Annotated in this window: 19 protein-coding genes and 1 pseudogene; 11 read left to right on the top strand and 9 right to left on the bottom strand. The window is 72.2% G+C overall.

Translation table 11 applies throughout. The annotated features are described in order from the left end of the window. Positions 1–201: 201 nt before the first annotated feature. On the bottom strand, positions 202–1,296 hold the full coding sequence (gene cobT, locus ACGFRF_RS33360; RefSeq protein ID WP_393746409.1) for a nicotinate-nucleotide--dimethylbenzimidazole phosphoribosyltransferase: 1,095 nt from the start codon (positions 1,294–1,296) through the stop codon (positions 202–204). 133 nt (positions 1,297–1,429) lie between these two features. Here cobT and ACGFRF_RS33355 point away from each other — a divergent pair, with 133 nt between their 5' ends. Beyond that, complete coding sequence (locus ACGFRF_RS33355; protein WP_393746407.1) at positions 1,430–2,416, top strand: class I SAM-dependent methyltransferase; 987 nt, start codon at positions 1,430–1,432, stop codon at positions 2,414–2,416. A 131-nt stretch (positions 2,417–2,547) separates the two neighbouring features. Here the strand turns inward: ACGFRF_RS33355 and ACGFRF_RS33350 are convergent, their stop codons facing one another. Further along, complete coding sequence (locus tag ACGFRF_RS33350) at positions 2,548–3,750, bottom strand: bifunctional adenosylcobinamide kinase/adenosylcobinamide-phosphate guanylyltransferase (protein WP_393746405.1); 1,203 nt, start codon at positions 3,748–3,750, stop codon at positions 2,548–2,550. Between the two features lie 204 nt (positions 3,751–3,954). Between ACGFRF_RS33350 and ACGFRF_RS33345 the strand changes: the two genes are divergently transcribed. Further along, on the top strand, positions 3,955–4,164 hold the full coding sequence (locus ACGFRF_RS33345) for a hypothetical protein (protein ID WP_393746403.1): 210 nt from the start codon (positions 3,955–3,957) through the stop codon (positions 4,162–4,164). A gap of 33 nt (positions 4,165–4,197) precedes the next feature. On the opposite strand, the gene ACGFRF_RS33340 is transcribed toward ACGFRF_RS33345, so the two are convergent. From ACGFRF_RS33340 to ACGFRF_RS33330, 3 genes are all read right to left on the bottom strand, one after another. Next, entirely contained in the window at positions 4,198–5,295 is a 1,098-nt protein-coding gene (locus ACGFRF_RS33340; protein WP_393746401.1) for a S1C family serine protease, read from the bottom strand. A gap of 56 nt (positions 5,296–5,351) precedes the next feature. Beyond that, a complete protein-coding gene (locus ACGFRF_RS33335) occupies positions 5,352–6,053 on the bottom strand; it encodes a class I SAM-dependent methyltransferase (RefSeq protein WP_393746399.1) in 702 nt (233 codons plus the stop codon). Between the two features lie 83 nt (positions 6,054–6,136). After that, positions 6,137–6,766: a DUF3043 domain-containing protein gene (locus ACGFRF_RS33330; protein WP_393746397.1), complete on the bottom strand. Its 630-nt coding sequence runs from the start codon at positions 6,764–6,766 to the stop codon at positions 6,137–6,139. Positions 6,767–7,069: 303 nt separating this feature from the next. On the opposite strand from ACGFRF_RS33330, the gene ACGFRF_RS33325 reads away from it, so the two are divergent. The 5 genes from ACGFRF_RS33325 to ACGFRF_RS33305 all read left to right on the top strand — a co-directional run bounded on the left by ACGFRF_RS33325 (position 7,070) and on the right by ACGFRF_RS33305 (position 13,462). Next, positions 7,070–7,861, top strand: a complete 792-nt coding sequence (locus tag ACGFRF_RS33325) for a PspA/IM30 family protein (protein ID WP_393746395.1) — start codon at positions 7,070–7,072, stop codon at positions 7,859–7,861. Positions 7,862–7,895: 34 nt separating this feature from the next. Further along, positions 7,896–8,174 (top strand): hypothetical protein, encoded by a 279-nt coding sequence (locus tag ACGFRF_RS33320; protein ID WP_393746393.1) that lies wholly within the window; start codon positions 7,896–7,898, stop codon positions 8,172–8,174. A 68-nt stretch (positions 8,175–8,242) separates the two neighbouring features. Next, on the top strand, positions 8,243–9,487 hold the full coding sequence (locus ACGFRF_RS33315; protein ID WP_393746391.1) for a sensor histidine kinase: 1,245 nt from the start codon (positions 8,243–8,245) through the stop codon (positions 9,485–9,487). Continuing rightward, positions 9,484–10,158: a response regulator gene (locus tag ACGFRF_RS33310; RefSeq protein WP_393746389.1), complete on the top strand. Its 675-nt coding sequence runs from the start codon at positions 9,484–9,486 to the stop codon at positions 10,156–10,158. The genes ACGFRF_RS33315 and ACGFRF_RS33310 overlap by 4 nt, the downstream gene beginning before the upstream one ends. Positions 10,159–10,339: 181 nt before the next feature. Continuing rightward, positions 10,340–13,462: an efflux RND transporter permease subunit gene (locus ACGFRF_RS33305; RefSeq protein ID WP_393746387.1), complete on the top strand. Its 3,123-nt coding sequence runs from the start codon at positions 10,340–10,342 to the stop codon at positions 13,460–13,462. A 60-nt stretch (positions 13,463–13,522) separates the two neighbouring features. On the opposite strand, the gene nadA is transcribed toward ACGFRF_RS33305, so the two are convergent. Further along, on the bottom strand, positions 13,523–14,707 hold the full coding sequence (gene nadA / locus ACGFRF_RS33300; RefSeq protein WP_393746385.1) for a quinolinate synthase NadA: 1,185 nt from the start codon (positions 14,705–14,707) through the stop codon (positions 13,523–13,525). A 263-nt stretch (positions 14,708–14,970) separates the two neighbouring features. Between nadA and ACGFRF_RS33295 the strand changes: the two genes are divergently transcribed. Next, the gene (locus ACGFRF_RS33295; protein ID WP_111002424.1) at positions 14,971–15,327 is read left to right on the top strand and encodes an iron-sulfur cluster assembly accessory protein; all 357 of its coding nucleotides are present in this window, start codon (positions 14,971–14,973) and stop codon (positions 15,325–15,327) included. A gap of 93 nt (positions 15,328–15,420) precedes the next feature. Here the strand turns inward: ACGFRF_RS33295 and ACGFRF_RS33290 are convergent, their stop codons facing one another. Both ACGFRF_RS33290 and ACGFRF_RS33285 read right to left on the bottom strand, forming a co-directional pair. Continuing rightward, complete coding sequence (locus ACGFRF_RS33290) at positions 15,421–16,929, bottom strand: hypothetical protein (RefSeq protein ID WP_393746383.1); 1,509 nt, start codon at positions 16,927–16,929, stop codon at positions 15,421–15,423. Positions 16,930–17,031: 102 nt separating this feature from the next. Then, entirely contained in the window at positions 17,032–17,241 is a 210-nt protein-coding gene (locus tag ACGFRF_RS33285) for a hypothetical protein (protein WP_393746381.1), read from the bottom strand. Between the two features lie 129 nt (positions 17,242–17,370). On the opposite strand from ACGFRF_RS33285, the gene ACGFRF_RS33280 reads away from it, so the two are divergent. Beyond that, positions 17,371–18,345 carry a carbohydrate kinase family protein gene (locus tag ACGFRF_RS33280; protein WP_393746380.1) on the top strand — a complete coding sequence of 325 codons (975 nt, stop codon included), beginning with the start codon at positions 17,371–17,373 and terminating at the stop codon, positions 18,343–18,345. A 108-nt stretch (positions 18,346–18,453) separates the two neighbouring features. On the opposite strand, the gene ACGFRF_RS33275 is transcribed toward ACGFRF_RS33280, so the two are convergent. Continuing rightward, positions 18,454–19,830, bottom strand: a complete 1,377-nt coding sequence (locus ACGFRF_RS33275; RefSeq protein ID WP_393746378.1) for a cysteine desulfurase/sulfurtransferase TusA family protein — start codon at positions 19,828–19,830, stop codon at positions 18,454–18,456. A gap of 293 nt (positions 19,831–20,123) precedes the next feature. Here ACGFRF_RS33275 and coxB point away from each other — a divergent pair, with 293 nt between their 5' ends. Both coxB and ACGFRF_RS33265 read left to right on the top strand, forming a co-directional pair. Continuing rightward, positions 20,124–21,083 (top strand): cytochrome c oxidase subunit II, encoded by a 960-nt coding sequence (gene coxB / locus ACGFRF_RS33270; RefSeq protein ID WP_393746376.1) that lies wholly within the window; start codon positions 20,124–20,126, stop codon positions 21,081–21,083. Beyond that, a pseudogene (locus ACGFRF_RS33265) lies at positions 21,080–21,328 on the top strand (cytochrome ubiquinol oxidase subunit I); the annotation flags it as partial. The gene coxB and the pseudogene ACGFRF_RS33265, both read left to right, overlap by 4 nt.

Raw genomic sequence — 21,328 nt, 5'->3', positions numbered from 1 at the left:
ATGGGCGCCGCCCTGGCGAACCGCACAATTCAGGCCGCCGTGGTGTACCTGCGCTGCCGCGGCCGAGGCGCTCGGCGCACCCTTCCTGCCGCGACGCGTCCTCGGCACACGCCCCTTTTCCGCCGCGACGGCGCTCAGTTCGTCCGCCGCGACGGCGCTCAGCGGGACGGGGTGATCCGACGGCGCCGGACCACGCAGCCCCTACTCCTCCTCTTCCGCTGCCTCTCCTGCCGTCTCCACCGCTTCTCCCGGCTCCTGCTCGGGAAGCTCGGCGGCAAGGGCGGCGGCGGCCCGCACCAGCGGCAGCGCGAGCAGCGCGCCCGCGCCCTCGCCGACCTTCACGCCCTGCTCCAGCAGCGGCTCCAACGCCATCCGGTCCAGCGCCTTGGCCTGCCCCGGCTCCCCGCTGTCGTGGCCGGCCAGCCACCAGTCCGGAGCCCGGAAGGCGACCCGCTGCCCGACCAGCGCGCAGGCGGCGGCCACCACGCCGTCCAGGATCACCGGCAGCTTCCGCACCGCGCACTGGAGCAGGAACCCGGTCATCGCCGCGAGGTCGGCACCGCCCACGGCCGCCAGCAGCTGCAGCTGGTCCCCGAGCACCGGCCGCGCCCGCCGCAGCGCGTCCCGGACCGCCGCGCACTTGCGCATCCACGCCAGGTCGTCGATGGCGAGCCCGCCCCGCCCCGTCACCACGGACGCGTCGGTCCCGCACAGCGCGGCGACGAGCACCGCCGCCGCCGTGGTCCCGCCCACGCTGATGTCGCCGAGCACCACCAGGTCCGTACCCGAGTCGGCCTCCTCGTCGGCGAGCGCGATGCCCGCCCGCAGGGCCGCCTCGGCCTCGTCCAGGGTGAGCGCGTCCTCGATGTCGATACGGCCGCTGCCCCGCCGCACCCGGTGCCGTACGACGTCCTCCGGGAAGGCGTCCGGATCGCTGTCCAGGGCCAGGTCCACCACCCGTACGGGCACGTCGAGCCGCCGCGCGAGCACCGCGACCGGGCTCGCCCCCTCCAGCACCGCCCGCACCAGCTGTTCGGCGCCGCCCGCGGGCCGCGCGGAGACGCCCAGCTCGGCGATGCCGTGGTCACCGGCGAACAGGACCACCCGCGGCCGTTCGACCGGCCGTACCGGTACGGTCCCCTGCGCGGCGGCCAGCCACTCGCCCAGTTCGTCGAGGCGCCCCAGGGCCCCGGGCGGCACGATCTGACGCTCCCGCCGGGCCTCGGCGTCACGGCGCACGCCCCCGTCCGGGCGCTCGATCAGATCGGTGAAGTCGTCCAGATTAAGCCTGCTCATTCGCCGAACAGTACCGCCAGCGAACGAACGCGTCGGCGTCACATGGCCACCACATCGGCACGCCGTCGTTGCACCCAAGATCGGTATCCCATACGTTCCGCTTTGCAGCGGAATGTCGCACAGGGAGTCGCCCATGCCGACCACGCCCTCCACGCCGTACGTCACCCCGGGCACCACCGACACGTTCCTGGAGCCGCGCCGCGAGGACTGCCCCTGGTGCGGCTCCTCGCGGCTGCGCACCCGGGTGCGCACGACCGACCCGCTGCGGCACCGGCCGGGCAGCTTCGTCCTCGACGAGTGCCGTGACTGCGCCCACGCCTTCCAGAACCCCCGGCTCACGGCCGAGGGACTCGCCTTCTTCCACCGGGACTTCTACGAACGGCAGCTGGAGGAGTTCACCGACCGCGTCCTGTCCGCCCGCGCGGTCCGCCGCCGGCACCGCGCCACCGCGTACAAGCTGTCGTCACTGCCCGAACCGGAGAGCTGGCTGGACGTGGGCACGGGCCACGCCGACTTCCCCGAGGCGGCGAAGGAGTTCTTCCCGTACACCAGCTTCGACGGCCTGGACCTCACAGCGCGCGTGGAGCAGGCGCTCCTGGAGGGCCGGGTCGAGGAGGCCCACCGCGGCTACCTCACGACGCCCGGCATGGCGGCCCGGCTGCGCGCCCGCTACGACGTGGTCAGCATGTTCCGCCACCTGGAACACGCGCCCGACCCGCGCGCCGAACTCCGCGCCGCCCTCACCGCACTGCGCCCCGGCGGCCACCTCGTCGTCGAGGTACCCGACCCGCGCTCCGCGTTCGCCACCCTGCTCGGCAAGTGGTGGCTTCCGTACGGCCAGCCCCGCCACCTGCACCTGCTGCCGCCGGCCAACCTGCGCGCGGAACTGGAGAGCCTCGGCTGCACGGTCCTGGTCACGGACCGCAGCGCCCCGCATCTCCCCTACGACCTGTCAGCGGCCGTCGCCCTGCTCCTGGCCCCCGTCCACCCCCTGCTGAGAGCGGTGGCGGCACCCCTGCTCGACACGGCCTCGATCCTGGACCACACCCTGGCCCCCTTGCTGCGCCGAACGCCGTTCTCCAACGCGTACCGGATCGTTGCGCGGAAGGGTCCGGGGTAGCCGCGCGACGTCGCCGGCCGCGGGCCTCGCGGCCGGTCGCGCGGCTCCCGCGCCCCCCGGGGAACCGCGGCGGCCCGCACCTGCCACGCGCCGCAGCCGCGACCCGCGGCCGGCGACGGCACCGGCGGTCCTCAGCCGCGCAGTACCAGGGCCTGCCCGGCCACCACCAGCACCACCTGCTCGCACTCCGCCCCGAACGCCGCGTTCAGCCGCCCGAGTTCATCACGGTACCGGCGCCCGGACGCGGTGGCGGGGACGATTCCGGAGCCCACCTCGTTCGACACCGCCACCACGGTCCGCCGAGTCGCCCGCACCGCCGCCGTCAACTCCCGCACCCGCTCCCGCAACGCCTTCTCACCCCCGTCCGCCCACTCCGCGTCGTCCCACGCCCCCGACTCGTCCATCACGTCCGTCAGCCACAGCGACAGACAGTCGATCAGCAGTGGCGGCCCGTCCTGCGCCAGCAGCGGCACCAGATCCGTCGTCTCGGTCGTACGCCACGACCCCGGCCGCCGCTCCCGGTGCGCGGCCACCCGCGCCGCCCACTCGGTGTCACCGCCCCGCGTCCCGCCGGTCGCCACGTACAGCACCTCCGGGAACGACTCCAGCCGCCGCTCGGCCTCCACCGACTTCCCCGAGCGCGCCCCGCCGAGCACCAGTGTCCGGCGCGGCACGTCCGGCACGTCCTCGTACACCCCGACCACCAGCGTCGTACCGTCCGGCACCGCCCGCGCCCCGGCCGCCGCGAGCCGCCGCCACAACTCCGGTCCGGGCGGCACGTCATGGTCGAGGTGGACGGCGATCACGTCCGTCGTCGGACCGACCGAGCCGACCGCACGCAGCCGGGCGAGCGCGTCCGGGCGGCCCACCACGTCGGCGAGGACCATCTGGTACGACTCCGCCGTCGCCTCCTCCAGACCGGCCGGGGCCCCGCCCGGCGGCAGATACAGCAGCCGCTGCCCGTCCGGACCCGTCACCGCGTACCCGGTGCCGCCCGCGTCCATCGCCACGGCCCGCACCCGATGCCCCGTCAGCAGCGCCAACTCCCGCCCGTCCGGAACGCGTCCGGGCTGCGGCAGCCCGGCCGGCACCTCCACCGCGGGACCGTTGTGCGGATGCGACAGCAGCACCTGCCGTACCCCGCCCAGCGAATGCCCCGCCCGTGCCGCCGCGAACGCCGCGCCCGGGGTCAGATCGAGCAGCAGCGCCCCGTCGACGAGCAACGCGGTCGCCGCCCGCGCGTCCGGCCCGACCGCGGTCGCACAGGCGGCGCAGGGACAGTCGGGGCGAGGCAGGCCCGCGGGGGCACCGGTACCGAGCAGAGTGATTTCCACGGACTGATTTTCGCCTGTCCTCCCAGGTCTCGCGCACTGGCGGCCCCGACGGGACGCCCGTGCGGGGCGCGCGGCGGTACCCCGTGCGGCCCCGCCGCTGCGCGCGCCGGACCGCCCACCGGCCCGCGGATGATCCGCGACGTCTAACGGTCGACCCGGCGGAGCGCATACGCTGCGAGGGAGTTGGATCACAAGGAGGCCCACATGACGGCATGGACGTGGCGGTTCGAGAAGGCCGACGGGACGGAGGTCCAGCCCGCGGTGCAGCCCGAGGAGTTCACGACGCAGGGGGATGCCGAGTCCTGGATCGGCGAGCACTGGAAGGCGCTGCTGGAAGGCGGGGCCGACCAGGTGCGGCTGTTCGAGGAGAGCGCCGAGATCTACGGGCCGATGAGCCTTCACGCCGACGCCTGACCCGGTCGGCAGTGAGGAGGGGGCGGCCCCTCCTCACTGCTCGCCCAGCGTCACCTCGACCGTCTTCTCGGTGCCGTCCCGCAGGTACGTCACCGAGGTGCGCCGGCCCGGCTTGTCCACCGCCAGTGCCTCCGACAGCGAGGTGATGGTGGTGATGGGCCGGTCGCCCAGCCTGGTGATGATGTCGCCGGGCCGCAGCCCCGCCTTGTCGGCCGCGTCGCCGCTCCGGACGGTGACCACCGCGACCCCGGCCGGCTGGTAGCTGTCGTCCACGACCGTCCGTGCGGTGATGCCGAGCGCCGCCCGCCCGGATTCGACGACCTTGCCGTGCTGGACGATCTGTTCGGCGACCGTCCGCACCATCGATGCCGGGATGGCGAAGCCGATGCCGGGCACCGCGCTGCCGAGGCCGGGGTCGGCCGCCGCGAGCGTCGGGATGCCGATGACCTGACCGTCGAGGTCGACCAGGGCGCCGCCGCTGTTGCCGGGGTTGATGGCGGCCGACGTCTGCACCATGTTCGCGATGGTGGCGCCCGTACCACCATCGGTGCGGCCCTCGCTGACGGTCCGTCCGGTCGCCGAGACGATGCCCTGGGTCACGCTGGACGACAGCCCGAGCGGCGAGCCCATGGCCAGCACGATCTGACCCACCTGCACCTTCTCGGAGTCCCCGAGCACCGCGGGCTTCAGCCCGGTCGGCACCCGGTCCAGCTTGATCACGGCGAGGTCCTGCTCGGGGTACGAGTACACCAGGTGCGCGGAGAGCGGCTCCTCGCTGCTGGCCGTGGTCACCTTGAAGGTCTTCTCCGACCCGACCACGTGCGCGTTGGTGACGATGTCCCCGGCGCCGTCGTACACCACCCCGGAACCCAGGTCCTGGCTGGCCTGGATCTGCACGACCGACGGCAGGACGTCCTTGATGACCTTCTGGAACCGGCTCTGCAGATCGCCCGCGGCCAGCGGCGCGGCCGCCCGGGTGGCCGCCGCGGTGTCCTGCCCGGCCGGGGTGCCGGGATCGCTGCAGCCGGCGGCGAGGGCCGCACAGCACACCAGCGCGGCGGCGGCGACGGCCTTCCTGAGCGCCGAGGGGGAGATGGCCTTCCTGAGGGCACGGGTACGGCAAGCGTCCATGTCCCGAGTCTCACCGCGAGGTGATCACCCGGCCCGCGTTGTTGCCCCGAACGGGCTCAGCCCCGTACGCCACAAAGATGGAGCAGCGCCGCCACCCCCCGGTAGGGGTCGGTGCGCCCGGCCCGCTCCTCGGCCGCGAGCAGCGTCTCCAGGTCCTCGGGTATCTCGGTGTCGTCCGCCGCCGTGTCCGTGAAGACCCGGACGCCGTACCAGGCGTGCAGCGGGGCCGCGATGCCGGCGAGCGTGGCGGTGAGGGAGGCCAGCCGGTCGGCCCGTACGTCCAGGCCCAGGCGGTTGCGGTAGGCGGTGGTGTCGAACGCGGCCAGCGCGCCCGCCCAGTCCCCGGACAGGCCCGGCCGCATGGCGAGCGCGTCGCCGTTGCGCACGAGGAGCGACAGCAGCCCGCCGGGCGCGAGCACCCGGGCCAGGCCGGCCACCAGCGGGTCGGGCTCCTCGACGTACATCAGGACCCCGTGGCACAGCACCACGTCGAAGCTGCCCGGCAGGAAGTGCACCCCGGTGTCCCGCCCGTCGCCCTGCACCAGCCGTACCCGCGCGCGGATGCCCTCCGGCTCACCGGCCAGGGCCTGACGCGCGGCGGAGATCATCCTCGCGTCCTGCTCGACCCCGGTCACCTGGTGGCCGAGCCGGGCCAGCCGCAGGGCCTGCGTGCCCTGACCCATCCCCACGTCGAGTACCCGCAGCCGCTGCCCGACCGGGAACCGCCCGGCTATCTGCTCGTCCAGCTGCCGGGCCACCAGCTCCTGCCGTACGACATCGCGCAGCCCGCCCAGCTTGTTCAGCCAGGCGTCGGCCGCACCCCCGGTGAAAGCGTCAGCGCTCAGGGCCGCTCTCCGCGCTTGACCTGCGGCTTCGGCAGCCGGAGCCGGCGCATCTGCAGGGAGCGCATCAGGGCGTAGGCCACGGCGCCACGCGTCTTCTCGTCCGGGAAGCGCTCCTTGAGCCGCTTCTTGAGGCGGAAGCCGCTGAACGCCGCGTCCACCACGATCAGCACGATCACGACCAGCCACAGCAGCAGCGCGACGCTCTGGATCGCCGGCACCCGCACCACGCTGAGCACGAGGATCACCACGGCGAGCGGCAGGAAGAACTCCGCCACGTTGAACCGTGAGTCCACCCAGTTGCGGGCGAACTTGCGGACCGGCCCCTTGTCCCGGACCGGGAGATAGCGCTCGTCACCGCTGGCCAGCGCCTGGCGCTGGCGCTCCAGCGCCTGACGCCGCTCCTCGCGCTGACGCTTCGCGGCCTCCTTGCGGTTGGTCGGGGTGCGGGCGACGCTGCGGCGCTGGGACTGGGCCTCACTGCGCTTGGGCGTGGGCCGACCCTTGGGGGCCTGCGGGTCACGGGGCTGCTTGGAGAGGGTCACCGGCGCCTGGTCGGCGGTCGGGGCCTTCTCTTCCTTGGCACGGCTACGGAACACAAAACCCAAGGGTAAGGGCTGCACCGGCATGGACCCCAGCCCGGCGGGGAACGATCCCGCAACGCCGGACGTCTGTAGGGGGACAGAGGGGACGATCCGGAGAAGTTCCGCCGGGAGGCATGAGGGAGGCACGCGGAGGCACGGCGGGGTTGCCGGCGGGTTTCCCGGTGGGGATCACCTACTCCCTACGCCGGAGCGGTGCGGTCCGCAGTCGTCCTTGGGGATGAGCGCATCACTCCCCGAACAGTGCGGTAATGGAGGCAGGGCCCGTACTGTGGGTTCTGTCGCAGGATCGGTGAGCTGGAGTCCGTCAGAAGGGGGCGCGCGAAGCCCATGAGCGGTGTCATGAAGCGTATGGGGATGATCTTCCGCGCGAAGGCGAACAAGGCCCTTGACCGGGCCGAGGACCCGCGCGAGACCCTCGACTACTCGTACCAGAAACAGCTCGAGCTGCTGCAGAAGGTGCGTCGCGGCGTCGCCGACGTGGCGACCTCCCGCAAGCGCCTGGAACTCCAGCTCAACCAGTTGCAGCAGCAGTCCACCAAGCTGGAGGACCAGGGACGCAAGGCGCTCGCGCTGGGCCGTGAGGACCTGGCCCGCGAGGCGCTGTCCCGCCGCGCCGCCCTCCAGCAGCAGGTGACGGACCTCGAGACCCAGCACGCGACCCTCCAGGGCGAGGAGGAGAAGCTCACCCTGGCGGCCCAGCGCCTGCAGGCCAAGGTGGACGCCTTCCGTACGAAGAAGGAGACCATCAAGGCGACGTACACCGCCGCCCAGGCCCAGACCCGCATCGGCGAGGCCTTCTCCGGCATCTCCGAGGAGATGGGCGACGTCGGTATGGCCATCCAGCGCGCCGAGGACAAGACCGCCCAGCTCCAGGCCCGGGCGGGCGCCATCGACGAACTGCTCGCCTCCGGCGCCCTGGACGACCAGTCCGGCATGGCGAAGGACGACATCCAGGCCGAGCTGGACCGGCTCTCCGGTGGTACGGATGTAGAGCTGGAACTGCAGCGCATGAAGGCCGAGCTGGCCGGAGGCTCCCCGCAGCAGGCGATCGAGGGCGGCACCGGCCAGGGGCAGTCCCAGCAGCAGCCGCAGGACACCCCGCGCTTCGACAAGCAGTAGCCCGGAGCCGGGGCCCGAGCCGAGGAGGGCCGACGTGATCGTACGGATCATGGGGGAGGGCCAGGTGAGGCTGGACGACTCCCACTTCCCTGAGCTGAACAAGCTGGACGACGAGCTGCTGGCGGAGGTGGAGAGCGGCGACGGGGACGGCTTCCGGCGCACACTCACCGCCCTCCTGGACGCGGTCCGCCGGCTCGGCACCCCGCTGCCGGACGACGCGCTGGAACCCTCCGAGCTGATCCTCCCGTCGCCCGACGCGACGCTCGAGGAGGTCCGGGAGCTGCTGAGCGACGACGGGTTGCTCCCCGGCTGAGGCCGTCGTCCCCACTGCGGGCGGCCGGACAGCGGACCTGTGCCGCCGCCCCCCGTACTGTTCCTTCCGTGAGCACTCTCGAACGTGCCCGGTGCAGCCTGAAGGCCCACCCCCTCGCGCTGGACGCGGCCGTCGCGGCGGGCGTCCTGGTGTGCATGGTCGCCGGCTCCTTCGTCGTGCCGAAGGACGGCCACGGCGTCACCTGGGGCGTCCACACCCCCGACCCGCTCAGCCTCCTCCTCATGCTCCTCGGCGCGGCAGCGCTCGTCTTCCGCCGCCGCGCCCCGAAGACCGTCCTCGCCGTCGCCGGCACGCTCTCCCTGATCGAGTGCGTCACCGGCGACCCGCGCGCCCCGGTCGCGATGTCCGCCGTCATCGCGCTCTACACCGTCGCCTCGACAACCGACCGCACCACCACCTGGCGGGTCGGCCTGCTCACCATGACCGTGCTGACCGCGGCCGCCATGCTCGGCGGCCCCCTGCCCTGGTACGCGCAGGAGAACCTCGGCGTGCTCGCCTGGACCGGCATCGGCGCCACCGCCGGGGACGCCGTGCGCAGCCGCCGCGCGGTCGTGCAGGCCATCCGGGAACGCGCCGAGCGTGCCGAACGCACCCGCGAGGAGGAGGCCCGCCGCCGGGTCGCCGAGGAGCGGCTGCGCATCGCCCGTGACCTGCACGACGTCGTGGCGCATCACATCGCGCTGGTCAACGTGCAGGCGGGGGTCGCCGCGCACGTCATGGACAGGCGGCCCGACCAGGCCAAGGAGGCGCTCGCCCACGTCCGTGAGGCCAGCCGCAGCGCCCTGAACGAGCTGCGCGCCACCGTCGGGCTGCTCCGTCAGTCCGGGGACCCCGAGGCGCCGACGGAACCCGCCCCCGGCCTCAGCCGCCTGGAGGAGCTGGCCAGCACCTTCCGCAGCGCGGGCCTCCCGGTGGAGGTGGCCCGTGCCGACCAGGGCACCGAACTGCCGGCCGCCGTCGACCTGGCCGCCTACCGGATCGCCCAGGAGGCCCTGACGAACGTGCAGAAGCACGCGGGCCCCACGGCCAGGGCCGAGGTCAGCGTCGTACGCGTCGGACCGAACGTGGAGGTCACCGTCCTCGACGACGGCGCCGGCGAGGCGGCGGTGCCCGAGGCCGGCGGCGGGCACGGGCTGCTCGGCATGCGCGAGCGGGTCACCGCCCTCGGCGGCACCCTGACCACCGGACCCCGCTACGGCGGCGGCTTCCGCGTCCATGCGATCCTGCCGGTCGAGACCCGTACCGGCACCCGTACGGGTGCCCGCACGACGGCCCCGGGGGAGCCCGTATGACGATCCGTGTCCTGCTCGCCGACGACCAGGCACTGCTGCGCAGCGCGTTCCGGGTGCTGGTCGACTCCGAGCCCGACATGGAGGTGGTGGGGGAGGCGTCGGACGGCGCCGAAGCGGTCCGGCTGGCCAAGGAGCAGGCCGCCGACGTGGTCCTCATGGACATCCGGATGCCCGGCACCGACGGCCTCGCCGCCACCCGTCTGATCAGCGCCGACCCCTCGCTCGCGCACGTGCGCGTGGTCATCCTGACCACCTTCGAGGTGGACGACTACGTCGTCCAGTCCCTGCGCGCGGGCGCCTCCGGCTTCCTCGGCAAGGGCAGTGAGCCGGAGGAACTGCTCAACGCCATCCGGGTCGCCGCGGGCGGGGAGGCGCTGCTCTCCCCGACGGCCACCAAGGGACTGATCGCCCGCTTCCTCGCCCAGGGCGACGACGGCCGCGACCCCGCCCGCTCCGAGCGCCTGGACACGCTCACCGGCCGGGAGCGGGAGGTGCTCGTGCAGGTCGCCGGCGGCCACTCCAACGACGAGATCGCCGAGCGCCTGGAGGTCAGCCCGCTGACCGTGAAGACGCACGTCAACCGGGCCATGGCCAAGCTCGGCGCCCGCGACCGGGCCCAGCTCGTCGTGATCGCGTACGAGTCCGGGCTGGTCCGTCCGAGGACGGACTGATCTGCACCCGCGCGTACTGCGCGCGGAGTAGGTGCCGGGTAAGGAACTGGACCTGGGGCCTACGGATCGGCCCTCCGTGATGGCTCAGGGTGTGGGGGTGGGCGCTCACCTGTGCGTCCCGTCGTCGCTTCCCCCGTTCCCGGAAGCGCTTCTGCCGCTCACAGAAGAGAGATCCCGCCCCATGTCCTGGCTGTCCAGGTTCAGCCTCGCGCAACGGGCCCTCATCGGCCTCATGTCGCTCGTCGCGCTCGCCTTCGGGCTGATCGCGATACCCCAGATCAAGCAGCAGCTGCTGCCCACCATCGAACTGCCCATGGTGTCGGTGATCGCGCCGTACCAGGGCGCCTCCCCCGACGTGGTGGAGAAGCAGGTCGTCGAGCCCATCGAGGACAACCTCCAGGCGGTCGACGGCGTCACCGGTGTCACCTCCACCGCGAGCGAGGGCAACGCCGTGATCATGGCGTCCTTCGACTACGGCAACGACACCGAGCGGCTCGTCTCCGACGTCCAGCAGGCCGTCAACCGGGCCCGCAACCAGCTCCCGGACGACGTCGACCCGCAGGTCGTCTCCGGCTCCACCGACGACATGCCGACCGTGGTGCTCGCCGTCACCTCCGACAAGGACCAGCAGGCCCTCGCCGACCAGCTCGACAAGACGGTCGTCCCGGCCCTGAAGGACATCGACGGCGTCGGCCGCGTGCAGGTCACCGGCGTCCGTGACCTCCAGGTCACCGTCACCCCGGACGACGCGAAGCTCGCGCGGGCCGGTCTCACCTCCGCGGCCCTCGGCCAGGCCCTCCAGGCCGGCGGCGCCACCGTCCCGGCCGGCTCCTTCGACGAGGACGGCGCCAACCGCACCGTCCAGGTCGGCGGCGGCTTCACCTCGCTGAAGCAGATCCGGGACCTGATGGTCACCGGCGAGGGCGCCAGGAAGCCCGTACGGCTCGGGGCCGTGGCCACCGTCGAGGAGCAGCCGGCCCCGGCCGACTCCCTCACCCGCACCGACGGCCGCCCCAGCCTCGCGGTCAACGTGACGATGGACCACGACGGCAGCGCGGTCGCCATCTCGAACGCGGTCGAGGACAAGCTGCCCGGCCTGCGGCGGGACCTCGGCGCCGGGGCGAAGCTCACGGTCGTCAGCGACCAGGGCCCGGCGGTGTCCAAGTCCATCAAGGGGCTGACCACGGAGGGCGCGCTCGGCCTGCTCTTCGCCGTCCTGATCATCCTGGTCTTCCTCGCGTCGGTCCGCTCCACGCTGGTCACCGCGGTGTCCATCCCGCTGTCCGTCGTCCTCGCGCTGATCGTGCTGTGGACGCGCGGCCTGTCGCTGAACATGCTCACGCTCGGCGCGCTGACCATCGCCATCGGCCGGGTCGTCGACGACTCGATCGTGGTCCTGGAGAACATCAAGCGGCACCTCGGCTACGGCGAGGAGCGCCAGGAGGCGATCCTGGGCGCCGTGCGCGAGGTGGCCGGCGCGGTCACCTCCTCCACCCTCACCACGGTCGCCGTGTTCCTGCCGATCGGCCTGGTCGGCGGCATGGTGGGCGCCCTGTTCGGCTCGTTCAGCATCACGGTGACGGCCGCCCTGCTGGCCTCCCTGCTCGTCTCGCTGACGGTCGTCCCGGTCCTGTCGTACTGGTTCCTGCGCGCCCCCAAGGACACGCCCGAGGACGCCGAGCAGGCCCGCCGCAAGGCCGAGGAGAAGGAGGCCAGCAGCCGCCTGCAGCGCGCCTACGTCCCCGTCCTGCGGTTCGCGACGCGCCGCCGGCTCACCAGCGTGCTGATCGCGGTCGTGGTCCTCGTCCTCACCTTCGGCATGTCCGGACTGCTGAAGACGAACTTCTTCGAACAGGGCGAGCAGGAAGTCCTCACCGTCAAGCAGGAGCTGAAGCCCGGCACCAGCCTCGCGGCCACCGACGCGCAGGCCCGGCGGGTCGAGAAGCTGCTCGCCTCCACCGAGGGCGTCAAGGACTACCAGGTCACCGTCGGCTCCTCCGGCTTCATGGCGGCCTTCGGCGGCGGCACGGACTCCAACCAGGCGTCGTACCAGGTGATGCTGAAGGACTCCGCGTCCTACGACGACGTCCGGACGCACCTCGAGGACGGCCTGAAGAAGCTGAAGGGCATCGGCACGACCACCGTCTCGGCCGGTGACGGCTTCGGCAGCCAGGACCTGAGCGTCGTCGTGAAGGCCTCCGACCCGCAGGTGCTGCGGACGGCGGCCGAGCAGGTCCGCTCGACCGTGGCCGGCCTCGACCACGTCACCGACGTCACCAGCGACCTGGCCCAGAGCGTGCCCCGGATCTCGGTCAGGGCCGACGCCGAGGCCGCCGCGGCCGGGTTCGACGACCAGAAGCTGGGCGCCGCGGTCACCCAGGCCGTGCGCGGCACGACGGCGGCCAAGGCGATCCTCGACGACACCGAGCGCGATGTCGTCGTGCGGTCGGCGAAGCCCGCGACCACGTCGGCCCAGCTGAAGAACCTGCGCCTCGGCCCGGTGAAGCTGGGTGACATCGCCACGGTGAAGCTGGTGGACGGCCCGGTGTCGCTGACCCGGATCGACGGCCTGCGGGCCGCGACCGTCACGGCCAAGCCGACCGGCGACGACACGGGCGCGGTCAGCGCCAGGCTCCAGTCGAGGATCAAGGCCCTCGACCTGCCCGCGGGCGCCGAGGCCGAGATCGGCGGCGTCTCCTCCGACCAGGACGACGCGTTCAAGAACCTGGCCCTGGCGATGCTGGCGGCGATCGCGATCGTCTTCATGCTCCTGGTCGCGACGTTCCGCTCGCTCGCCCAGCCGCTGATCCTGCTGGTCTCCGTCCCGTTCGCGGCGACCGGCGCGATCGGCCTGCTGGTCGCCACCGGCACCCCGATGGGCGTCCCGGCGATGATCGGCATGCTGATGCTCATCGGCATCGTGGTGACCAACGCGATCGTGCTGATCGACCTGATCAACCAGTACCGCAGGCAGGGCTACGGCGTCGTGGAGGCCGTGGTCGAGGGCGGCCGACACCGTCTGCGCCCGATCCTGATGACGGCCCTGGCGACGATCTTCGCCCTGCTCCCGATGGCCCTGGGCGTCACCGGCGAGGGCGGCTTCATCGCCCAGCCGCTGGCGGTGGTCGTCATCGGCGGTCTGATCACGTCCACCCTGCTGACGCTGCTGCTGGTCCCGACGCTGTACGCGATGCTGGAGCTGCGCAAGGAGCGCCGGGCGAAGAAGCGGGCGGCGAAGGGGGAGGCCAAGCGGGAGGCCAAGGCGACGGACGTCTCGCAGGACCCGGAGCCGGCTCAGGTGTAGCCGCACGCGAAGGGGGCCGCACCACCGGGTGCGGCCCCCTTCGCGCGTCACACCGCCGGGCTACGGCAGTGCCAGCATCCGCTCCAGCGCCAGCTTGGCGAAGGCCTCCGTCTCCTTGTCGACCTCGATGCGGTTGACCAGGTTGCCCTCGGCCAGGGACTCCAGGGCCCAGACCAGGTGGGGCAGGTCGATGCGGTTCATGGTCGAGCAGAAGCAGACCGTCTTGTCGAGGAAGACGATCTCCTTGCCCTCGGGCGCGAAACGGTTCGCCAGCCGGCGGACCAGGTTCAGCTCGGTGCCGATGGCCCACTTGGAACCGGCCGGGGCCGCCTCGAGGGTCTTGATGATGTACTCGGTCGAACCGACGTAGTCCGCCGCGGCGACGACCTCGTGCTTGCACTCGGGGTGGACGAGGACGTTCACGCCGGGGATCCGCTCGCGCACGTCGTTCACCGAGTCGAGGCCGAAGCGGCCGTGGACCGAGCAGTGGCCGCGCCAGAGGATCATCTTCGCGGCGCGCAGCTGCTCGGCGGTCAGCCCGCCGTTCGGCTTGTGCGGGTTGTAGACCACGCAGTCGTCCAGGGACATGCCCATGTCGCGGACGGCGGTGTTGCGGCCCAGGTGCTGGTCCGGCAGGAACAGGACCTTCTCGCCCTGCTCGAAGGCCCAGTCGAGGGCGCGCTCGGCGTTCGACGAGGTGCAGATGGTGCCGCCGTGCTTGCCGGTGAAGGCCTTGATGTCGGCGGAGGAGTTCATGTAGGAGACCGGCACGACCTGCTCGGCTATTCCGGCCTCGGTCAGCACGTCCCAGCACTCGGCGACCTGCTCGGCCGTCGCCATGTCGGCCATGGAGCAGCCGGCGGCGAGGTCGGGGAGGACGACCTTCTGGTCGTCGGACGTCAGGATGTCCGCCGACTCGGCCATGAAGTGCACACCGCAGAAGACGATGTACTCGGCGTCCGGGCGCGCGGCCGCGTCCCGGGCCAGCTTGAAGGAGTCGCCGGTGACGTCGGCGAACTGGATGACCTCGTCACGCTGGTAGTGGTGGCCGAGCACGAAGACCTTGTCGCCGAGCTTCTCCTTGGCCGCGCGGGCGCGCTCGACCAGGTCGGGGTCGGACGGCGACGGCAGGTCACCGGGGCACTCGACGCCCCGCTCGCTCTTCGGGTCGGCCTCGCGGCCGAGCAGGAGCAGGGCGAGCGGAGTCGGCTGTACGTCGAGTTCCGGGGTCTGGGCGGTGGTCACGGCACGCACCCTTTCTACTTTTCGTCTAACTGACGCTATCTATCATAACTGCTTCACGTCACTTTGACGATGGCCATAGCGTCGATGTGACGTGAATCCCGCCCGGCTCCCGTCCGCGCCACTGTGTCTGCCGCCGGGCGTGTGCGAGCATGAAGAAAGAAGTGAAAACGCGACCACGCGAATGCCCGGCCCGGAATGAATCCGCGGAAGCGCCGGTTGCACTCGTCGGCAAGCAGTCTCCGTACAACCCGGGAGAGATGTAGATGTCCGTATCGGACGAGACCACCACCGTCACCGACGGCATCGTCCTGACCGACGCCGCCGCGTCCAAGGTCAAGGCCCTGCTCGACCAGGAAGGCCGTGACGACCTCGCCCTGCGCGTCGCCGTCCAGCCCGGCGGCTGCTCCGGCCTGCGTTACCAGCTCTTCTTCGACGAGCGCTCGCTCGACGGTGACGTGGAGAAGGACTTCGGCGGGGTCAAGGTCGTCACCGACCGCATGAGCGCTCCGTACCTGGGCGGCGCGACCATCGACTTCGTGGACACGATCGAGAAGCAGGGCTTCACGATCGACAACCCGAACGCGACCGGCTCCTGCGCCTGCGGCGACTCCTTCAGCTGAGCCGACGGGTCATGACGCACTGAGCGTCACGGTCTGACGCGAGAAGGCGGCGGCCCCCGCACGGGGGCCGCCGCCTTCGTCCGTCCCGTGCGGTCAGCGGGCCTGCGGCCGCAGTGCTCCCGGCTCGGACTTCGCGATCCGCTCACCGTCGGCGCCGACCACCGTCCGCCCGTCCAGCGGCGCGTCCAGCCGTACGGTCTTCACGTACTCCTTGGCGATCAGCACGCACACCTTGTCCGGCCAGGGCCTCTCGGTGACCGTGACCGTCACCCGGCCGCCGCTCTCCCTGGCCGACGCCGTGTAGTCGGCGCACACCCCGCCGAAGAAGCTCACGCTCAGCTCCCGGCCGTCGGCCGTGTACCCGGTCACCTTCACGTCCCGGGTCCCCTGAGCGGCGGACGGCCCCGTCGAAGGTGCCGACCGGGCCGCGGTCAGGTACTCCGGGTCGACCGCCGGATACGTCACCGTGAACGTGTCCCGCGCCGCCGGCCCCCGCACCTCGAACAGCCAGGACGGCACCAGCGCCTGCCGCCCGCCGACCGAGTGCGCGGCCAGCCCGAACACCGCCTTCTCGACCGTGACCGTGTCCGCCGTCCGCTTGGGCACCCCGGTGGACGCACCGCACGGCTGCTCCAGCCGGTCCTTCGCCGGCACCGGGGTGGCGCAGCCGCCGATCCCCATCCGGTGGCCGCTCCTGGCCGCCCCGTTCATCAGCGCGAGCGTCTTCTGCGCGCCCAGCACGGGGTACGTGTCGCCCTTCGCCGGCGTGCCCAGCAGTCCGTGGCCGCCGACCAGTTCGCCCTTCGCGCCCACGGTCAGGCCGGTCGTCCAGCCGTACGTTGGCAGCCCGCCCACCACCGGATCGGCGTTGACCACCCGCTGGGCGCCCAGCACCCGGCTCGCGTCGGTCTTCGCGTCGTCCAGCCCGGCCGCCTTCAGCACCGGCGCCGCCACCCCGGTCGCCTTCCGGGCGCTCACCGGGGTGCCGGCGGGGCCCATCGGGTCGTGCACGCAGAGGGTCCCCTTCGTGCAGTTGTCGGTGCCCGGCGCGTACCGGCTGTAGGTCCAGCTGCCCGGCGCGTCCCGGTTCACGTGCAGGCTCGGCCCGGAACCGTCCTTGCCGCCGACCCGCCAGATCCGTCCCTCGGCCACCGGCGCCCCGTCCATCCCGAGCGCCTTCGCCAGCCGGGCCACCGCGTCCTTGCCCACCTCGCCCCGCGGCCCGTACACCGGCGCCGAACCGGGCCCCTCGGGCAGCTCGCCCCGCGCCGCGTACCTCGCGCCGTAGGGGTCGGGCTCCCCGGACGCGGTGCCGTTCATGCCCGTCCAGCCGTCCAGGGCCAGCGGCGGCGGAGTGCCGCCACCGCCGGACGTACCCGGACTCGCGGAACCGTCCGGGCCACCGCTCGCGGCGAGGTACGCGCCACCGCCGCCGACCAGCAGCACCGCGGCCGCGACACAGGCGACGACCAGCGGGGAGCGGCGCCGGGCGGACCGCTCACCCGCGTCCCCGTCGCCGGCCCGCGGCTCCTGCGCCGCATGCTCCCCGGAAGTCTCCGGAACCTCCGCGTCACCGGAGTTCTCAGGCCCCTCGGTGTTCACCGCATCGCTCCTCGCCGCGTCGTAGCCCGCACTCCCCGTCAAGGGGGACGGCGATGGGACGCGGGAGGGGAGCGCCCGGTTCCCCGGGGTACGCCCCGCGCGTCAGTCGCCGTAGTCCGACATCGCGTCCAGCAGCCGCGCGGACCGCGCCGGCACGGTCACCCCGTGGATGCGGGACGGCGGCACCGGCCGCGACTCGGGGCGCTCGGGAACCGCCCAGTGCGGAGCCATCCGGGCGCAGTCGCCGCGCAGGCCGGCGAGGTCGCCCTCTAGGTCGGCCGGGGCGCTGGAGTGGACCTTGAGGTTCGTCATGACCGCACCGTAGGCATGCTCCGGCCCGCGAAGAAAGATCTACTATCGGGTAGTTTTGCCAGCTTCAGTGGCGGGGCGCGAACGGGTAGCGTGAACTGTCAACCCAGCCTCCCGCAGGAGAATGCCGACGTGCGCATCGCAGTCACCGGCTCCATCGCCACCGACCACCTCATGACCTTCCCCGGCCGCTTCGCCGACCAGTTCGTCGCGGACCAGCTGCACACGGTCTCGCTCTCCTTCCTGGTCGACAACCTGGACGTGCGCCGGGGCGGCGTCGGCGCGAACATCGCCTTCGGCATGGGCCAGCTCGGCACCAAGCCGATCCTGGTCGGTGCCGCCGGCTTCGACTTCGACGAGTACCGGGCCTGGCTCGACCGGCACGGCGTGGACACCGAGTCGGTCCGCATCTCCGAGACGCTGCACACCGCCCGCTTCGTGTGCACCACCGACGCCGACCACAACCAGATCGGCTCGTTCTACACCGGCGCGATGAGCGAGGCCCGCCAGATCGAGCTGAAGACCGTCGCCGACCGCGTGGACGGCCTCGACCTGGTCCTGATCGGCGCCGACGACCCGGAGGCCATGCTCCGCCACACGGAGGAGTGCCGCTCCCGGAACATCCCCTTCGCCGCCGACTTCTCCCAGCAGATCGCCCGCATGGAGGGCGAGGAGATCCGGATACTGCTGGACGGCGCGACGTACCTCTTCTCGAACGAGTACGAGAAGGGGCTCATCGAGTCCAAGACCGGCTGGACCGACGCGGAGATCCTGTCCAAGGTCGGCCATCGCGTCACCACGCTCGGCTCGCGCGGCGTGCGCATCGAGCGCGTCGGCGAGGACCCGATCGAGGTCGGCTGCCCGGATGAGGAGCGCAAGGCCGACCCGACGGGCGTCGGCGACGCCTTCCGGGCGGGTTTCCTGTCCGGCCTCGCCTGGGGCGTCTCCCTGGAGCGCGCCGCGCAGGTCGGCTGCATGCTCGCCACGCTGGTCATCGAGACGGTCGGCACGCAGGAGTACCAGCTGCGGCGGGCGCACTTCATGGAGCGGTTCACCAAGGCGTACGGGGAGTCGGCCGCGGAGGAGGTGCGGGCCCACCTCGGTTGAGGTTCCTCCCTCTCGTGCGGTGCGCGGGGGCTGGTCGCGTCCACGCGGCGAAGCCGCGGGTCGACACGGCCCCGCGCCCCTTCGGGGGCTCCGCCCCCGGCCCCCCGTTCAGCTCACCCGGCGGACCACGTACGCGGTACCCCGGTCCGCCGGTTCCTCACCGACGTAGTCCTGGCCCCGCATCTCGCACCACGCCGGGATGTCCAGGCGGGCGGCCTCGTCGTCCGACAGCACCCGGACCGTGCCGCCCACGGGCACGTCCCCGATCACCTTGGCCAGCTCGATGACCGGGATCGGGCAGCGCTTGCCGAGGGAGTCGACGACCAGCTCCCGCGCCCGTACCGCTGTCGCCGGTGCGGGCGCTCCCAGCTTCTCGCGCACCCCCGCCACCGAATCCGGCAGCACCTCGAGGAATCGCTCCACGTCCGCCTCCGCCACCCCCGCCGGCAGCGAGACGCGCACGTTGCCCTCGCTCAGCACCCCCATCGCCTTCAGCACATGGCTGGGCGTCAGCGTGCTGCTCGTGCAGGAGGAGCCGGACGAGACGGAGAAGCCCGCCCGGTCCAGCTCGTGCAGCAGCGCCTCTCCGTCGACATAGAGACAGGAGAAGGTGACGATCCCCGGCAGCCGCCGTTCGGCGTCGCCGACCACCTCCACGTCCGGCACCAGCTGCGGCACCCGCGTCCGGATCCGCTCCGTCAGCGCGCGCAGCCGTACCGCCTCCTGGGCCGCCTCGGCCCGCACGGCGCGCAGGGAGGCCACGGCCGCCACGATCGCCGGGATGTTCTCGAACCCGGGTGCCCGCCCCGACTCCCGCTCGTCCAGCGGGCCTTGGGCGGCGAACCGCACACCCTTGCGTACGACGAGCAGCCCCACCCCCGACGGCCCGCCCCACTTGTGCGCACTCGCCGCCAGCAGCGACCAGTCACCCTCGACCGGCCCCCACCCCAGCGACTGCGCCGCGTCCACCAGCAACGGCACCCCGGCCGCCCGGCACACCTCGGCCACCTCGGCCACCGGCTGCACGGTCCCCACCTCGTGGTTGGCCGACTGCAGACAGGCCAGCGCGGTGTCCGCCCGGAGCGCGGCGGCGTAGGCCCGGGGGTCGACGGCTCCGGCCCGGTTCACGGCCACCCTCGTGACCTCTCCGCCGTCGGCCTCGAAGGCCTCCGCCGAATGGAGTACCGAGGAATGTTCGACCGCTGACACGATCAGGTGGCGTCCGACCCGTCGCCGCCCGGCCAACGCCCCCGCGACACCCGTGTGTACGGCCCGCGTCCCGGAGGGCGTGAACACCACCTCGTCGGCCCGGCAGCCGACCGCCTCGGCCGCCGCCTCCCGAGCGGCGTCGAGCAGCATGCGGGCCCTGCGCCCCTCCCGGTAGAGCCGGGCGGGGTCCGCCCACCCTTCGTCCAGGGAGGCCAAAAGCGCCTGGCGTGCTACGGGATGGAGGGGTGCGGCACAGGCGGAGTCGAAGTAGGACACAGCTCAACGGTAGAACGCCGGTGCGGAAAGAAGGGCGCGGGGAACGGCGCGACCAGCCACAACGCACCCGCAGGCGCAACCCAAACCGCGACAACCCAAGATTTTAGGCACCCAATCCCACCCCTTCGGAGTGACAGGCGGCGCGTATGCCCCCCTCCCCGCGAACCCCCGAAAGGCGTCGGCTAGGGTTTGGTCCGCATAAACATCCAAACCCCTGCCCGACGCAGGGCGGCGACCGACCAGCGAGAAGGCCGCAGCCGACCGCGCGGGCGAGACTCTCGGGAAGGCGCTACGTGAGTCCCAACGGCTCCGACCGCTCGCCGCGGCGCCCGATGCGGCGGAAGCTGCTGCAGGCACTGACCGCGGGCCTGGTCCTGGCGACCGCAACCGGTTGCACATACAAGGACTTCCCCCGCCTTGGCATGCCCACCCCGACCACGGAAGAGGCTCCGCGGATCCTCTCCCTGTGGCAGGGCTCCTGGGCTGCCGCGCTCGCCGTCGGCGTGCTGGTGTGGGGCCTGATCCTGTGGAGCGCCATGTTCCACCGGCGCAGCCGCACCAAGGTCGAGGTTCCTCCGCAGACTCGGTACAACATGCCGATCGAGGCCCTGTACACGGTGGTCCCGATCATCATCATCTCGGTGCTCTTCTACTTCACCGCCCGGGACGAGTCGAAGCTCCTCGACATGTCCAAGAAGCCCGATGTCACGGTCAACGTGGTCGGCTTCCAGTGGAGCTGGGGCTTCAACTACATCGAGAACGTCCCGGGTTCCACCGGCGATGCCAAGACCGACAAGAACCTGGCCGGTGTCCCGGACCGGTACAAGAAGAACTTCCCGGCGAACGCCGGCGGTGTCTACGACGTCGGTACGCCCGGCACGCGGAACCCGCAGACGGGCAACCCCGGTCCCACGCTCTGGCTCCCCAAGGGCAAGACGGTCCGCTTCGTCCTGACCTCGCGTGACGTCATCCACTCCTTCTGGGTGGTGCCGTTCCTCATGAAGCAGGACGTCATCCCGGGCCACCCCAACGCCTTCCAGGTGACCCCCAACAAGGAGGGCACCTTCCTCGGCAAGTGCGCCGAGCTCTGCGGCGTCGACCACGCCCGGATGCTGTTCAACGTGAAGGTCGTCTCCCCGGAGCGCTACGAGCAGCACCTCAAGGACCTCGTCAAGAAGGGGCAGACCGGTTACATTCCCGCGGGCATCGAGCAGACGCCCCACGAGAAGAACCGGGAGTCGAACATCCTGTGAGCATCCTCAACGAACCCCAGGGTGCCGCGGCGGCTGAAGGCTCGTACGCGGACGAGCTGCCGGTCCGGCGCAAGCAGCCCGGCAATGTCGTGGTGAAGTGGCTGACGACCACCGACCACAAGACGATCGGCACGCTGTATCTGGCGACGTCGTTCGCGTTCTTCCTGATCGGTGGCGTGATGGCGCTGCTCATGCGCGCCGAGCTGGCCCGGCCGGGCCTGCAGATCATGTCGAACGAGCAGTTC

It is taken from the genome of Streptomyces sp. NPDC048521 (assembly GCF_043199855.1).
Taxonomy (GTDB): Bacteria; Actinomycetota; Actinomycetes; order Streptomycetales; family Streptomycetaceae; genus Streptomyces.
This window is presented reverse-complemented; position numbering and strand designations above follow the sequence as displayed.

Excerpts from the sequence above, each read along its gene's own strand:
- cobT (WP_393746409.1), bottom strand. The coding sequence starts at position 1,296 with ATGAGCAGGCTTAATCTGGACGACTTCACCGATCTGATCGAGCGCCCG.
- ACGFRF_RS33355 (WP_393746407.1), top strand. The coding sequence starts at position 1,430 with ATGCCGACCACGCCCTCCACGCCGTACGTCACCCCGGGCACCACCGAC.
- ACGFRF_RS33345 (WP_393746403.1), top strand. The coding sequence starts at position 3,955 with ATGACGGCATGGACGTGGCGGTTCGAGAAGGCCGACGGGACGGAGGTC.
- ACGFRF_RS33340 (WP_393746401.1), bottom strand. The coding sequence starts at position 5,295 with ATGGACGCTTGCCGTACCCGTGCCCTCAGGAAGGCCATCTCCCCCTCG.
- ACGFRF_RS33330 (WP_393746397.1), bottom strand. The coding sequence starts at position 6,766 with ATGCCGGTGCAGCCCTTACCCTTGGGTTTTGTGTTCCGTAGCCGTGCC.
- ACGFRF_RS33325 (WP_393746395.1), top strand. The coding sequence starts at position 7,070 with ATGAGCGGTGTCATGAAGCGTATGGGGATGATCTTCCGCGCGAAGGCG.
- ACGFRF_RS33310 (WP_393746389.1), top strand. The coding sequence starts at position 9,484 with ATGACGATCCGTGTCCTGCTCGCCGACGACCAGGCACTGCTGCGCAGC.
- ACGFRF_RS33305 (WP_393746387.1), top strand. The coding sequence starts at position 10,340 with ATGTCCTGGCTGTCCAGGTTCAGCCTCGCGCAACGGGCCCTCATCGGC.
- ACGFRF_RS33295 (WP_111002424.1), top strand. The coding sequence starts at position 14,971 with ATGTCCGTATCGGACGAGACCACCACCGTCACCGACGGCATCGTCCTG.
- ACGFRF_RS33285 (WP_393746381.1), bottom strand. The coding sequence starts at position 17,241 with ATGACGAACCTCAAGGTCCACTCCAGCGCCCCGGCCGACCTAGAGGGC.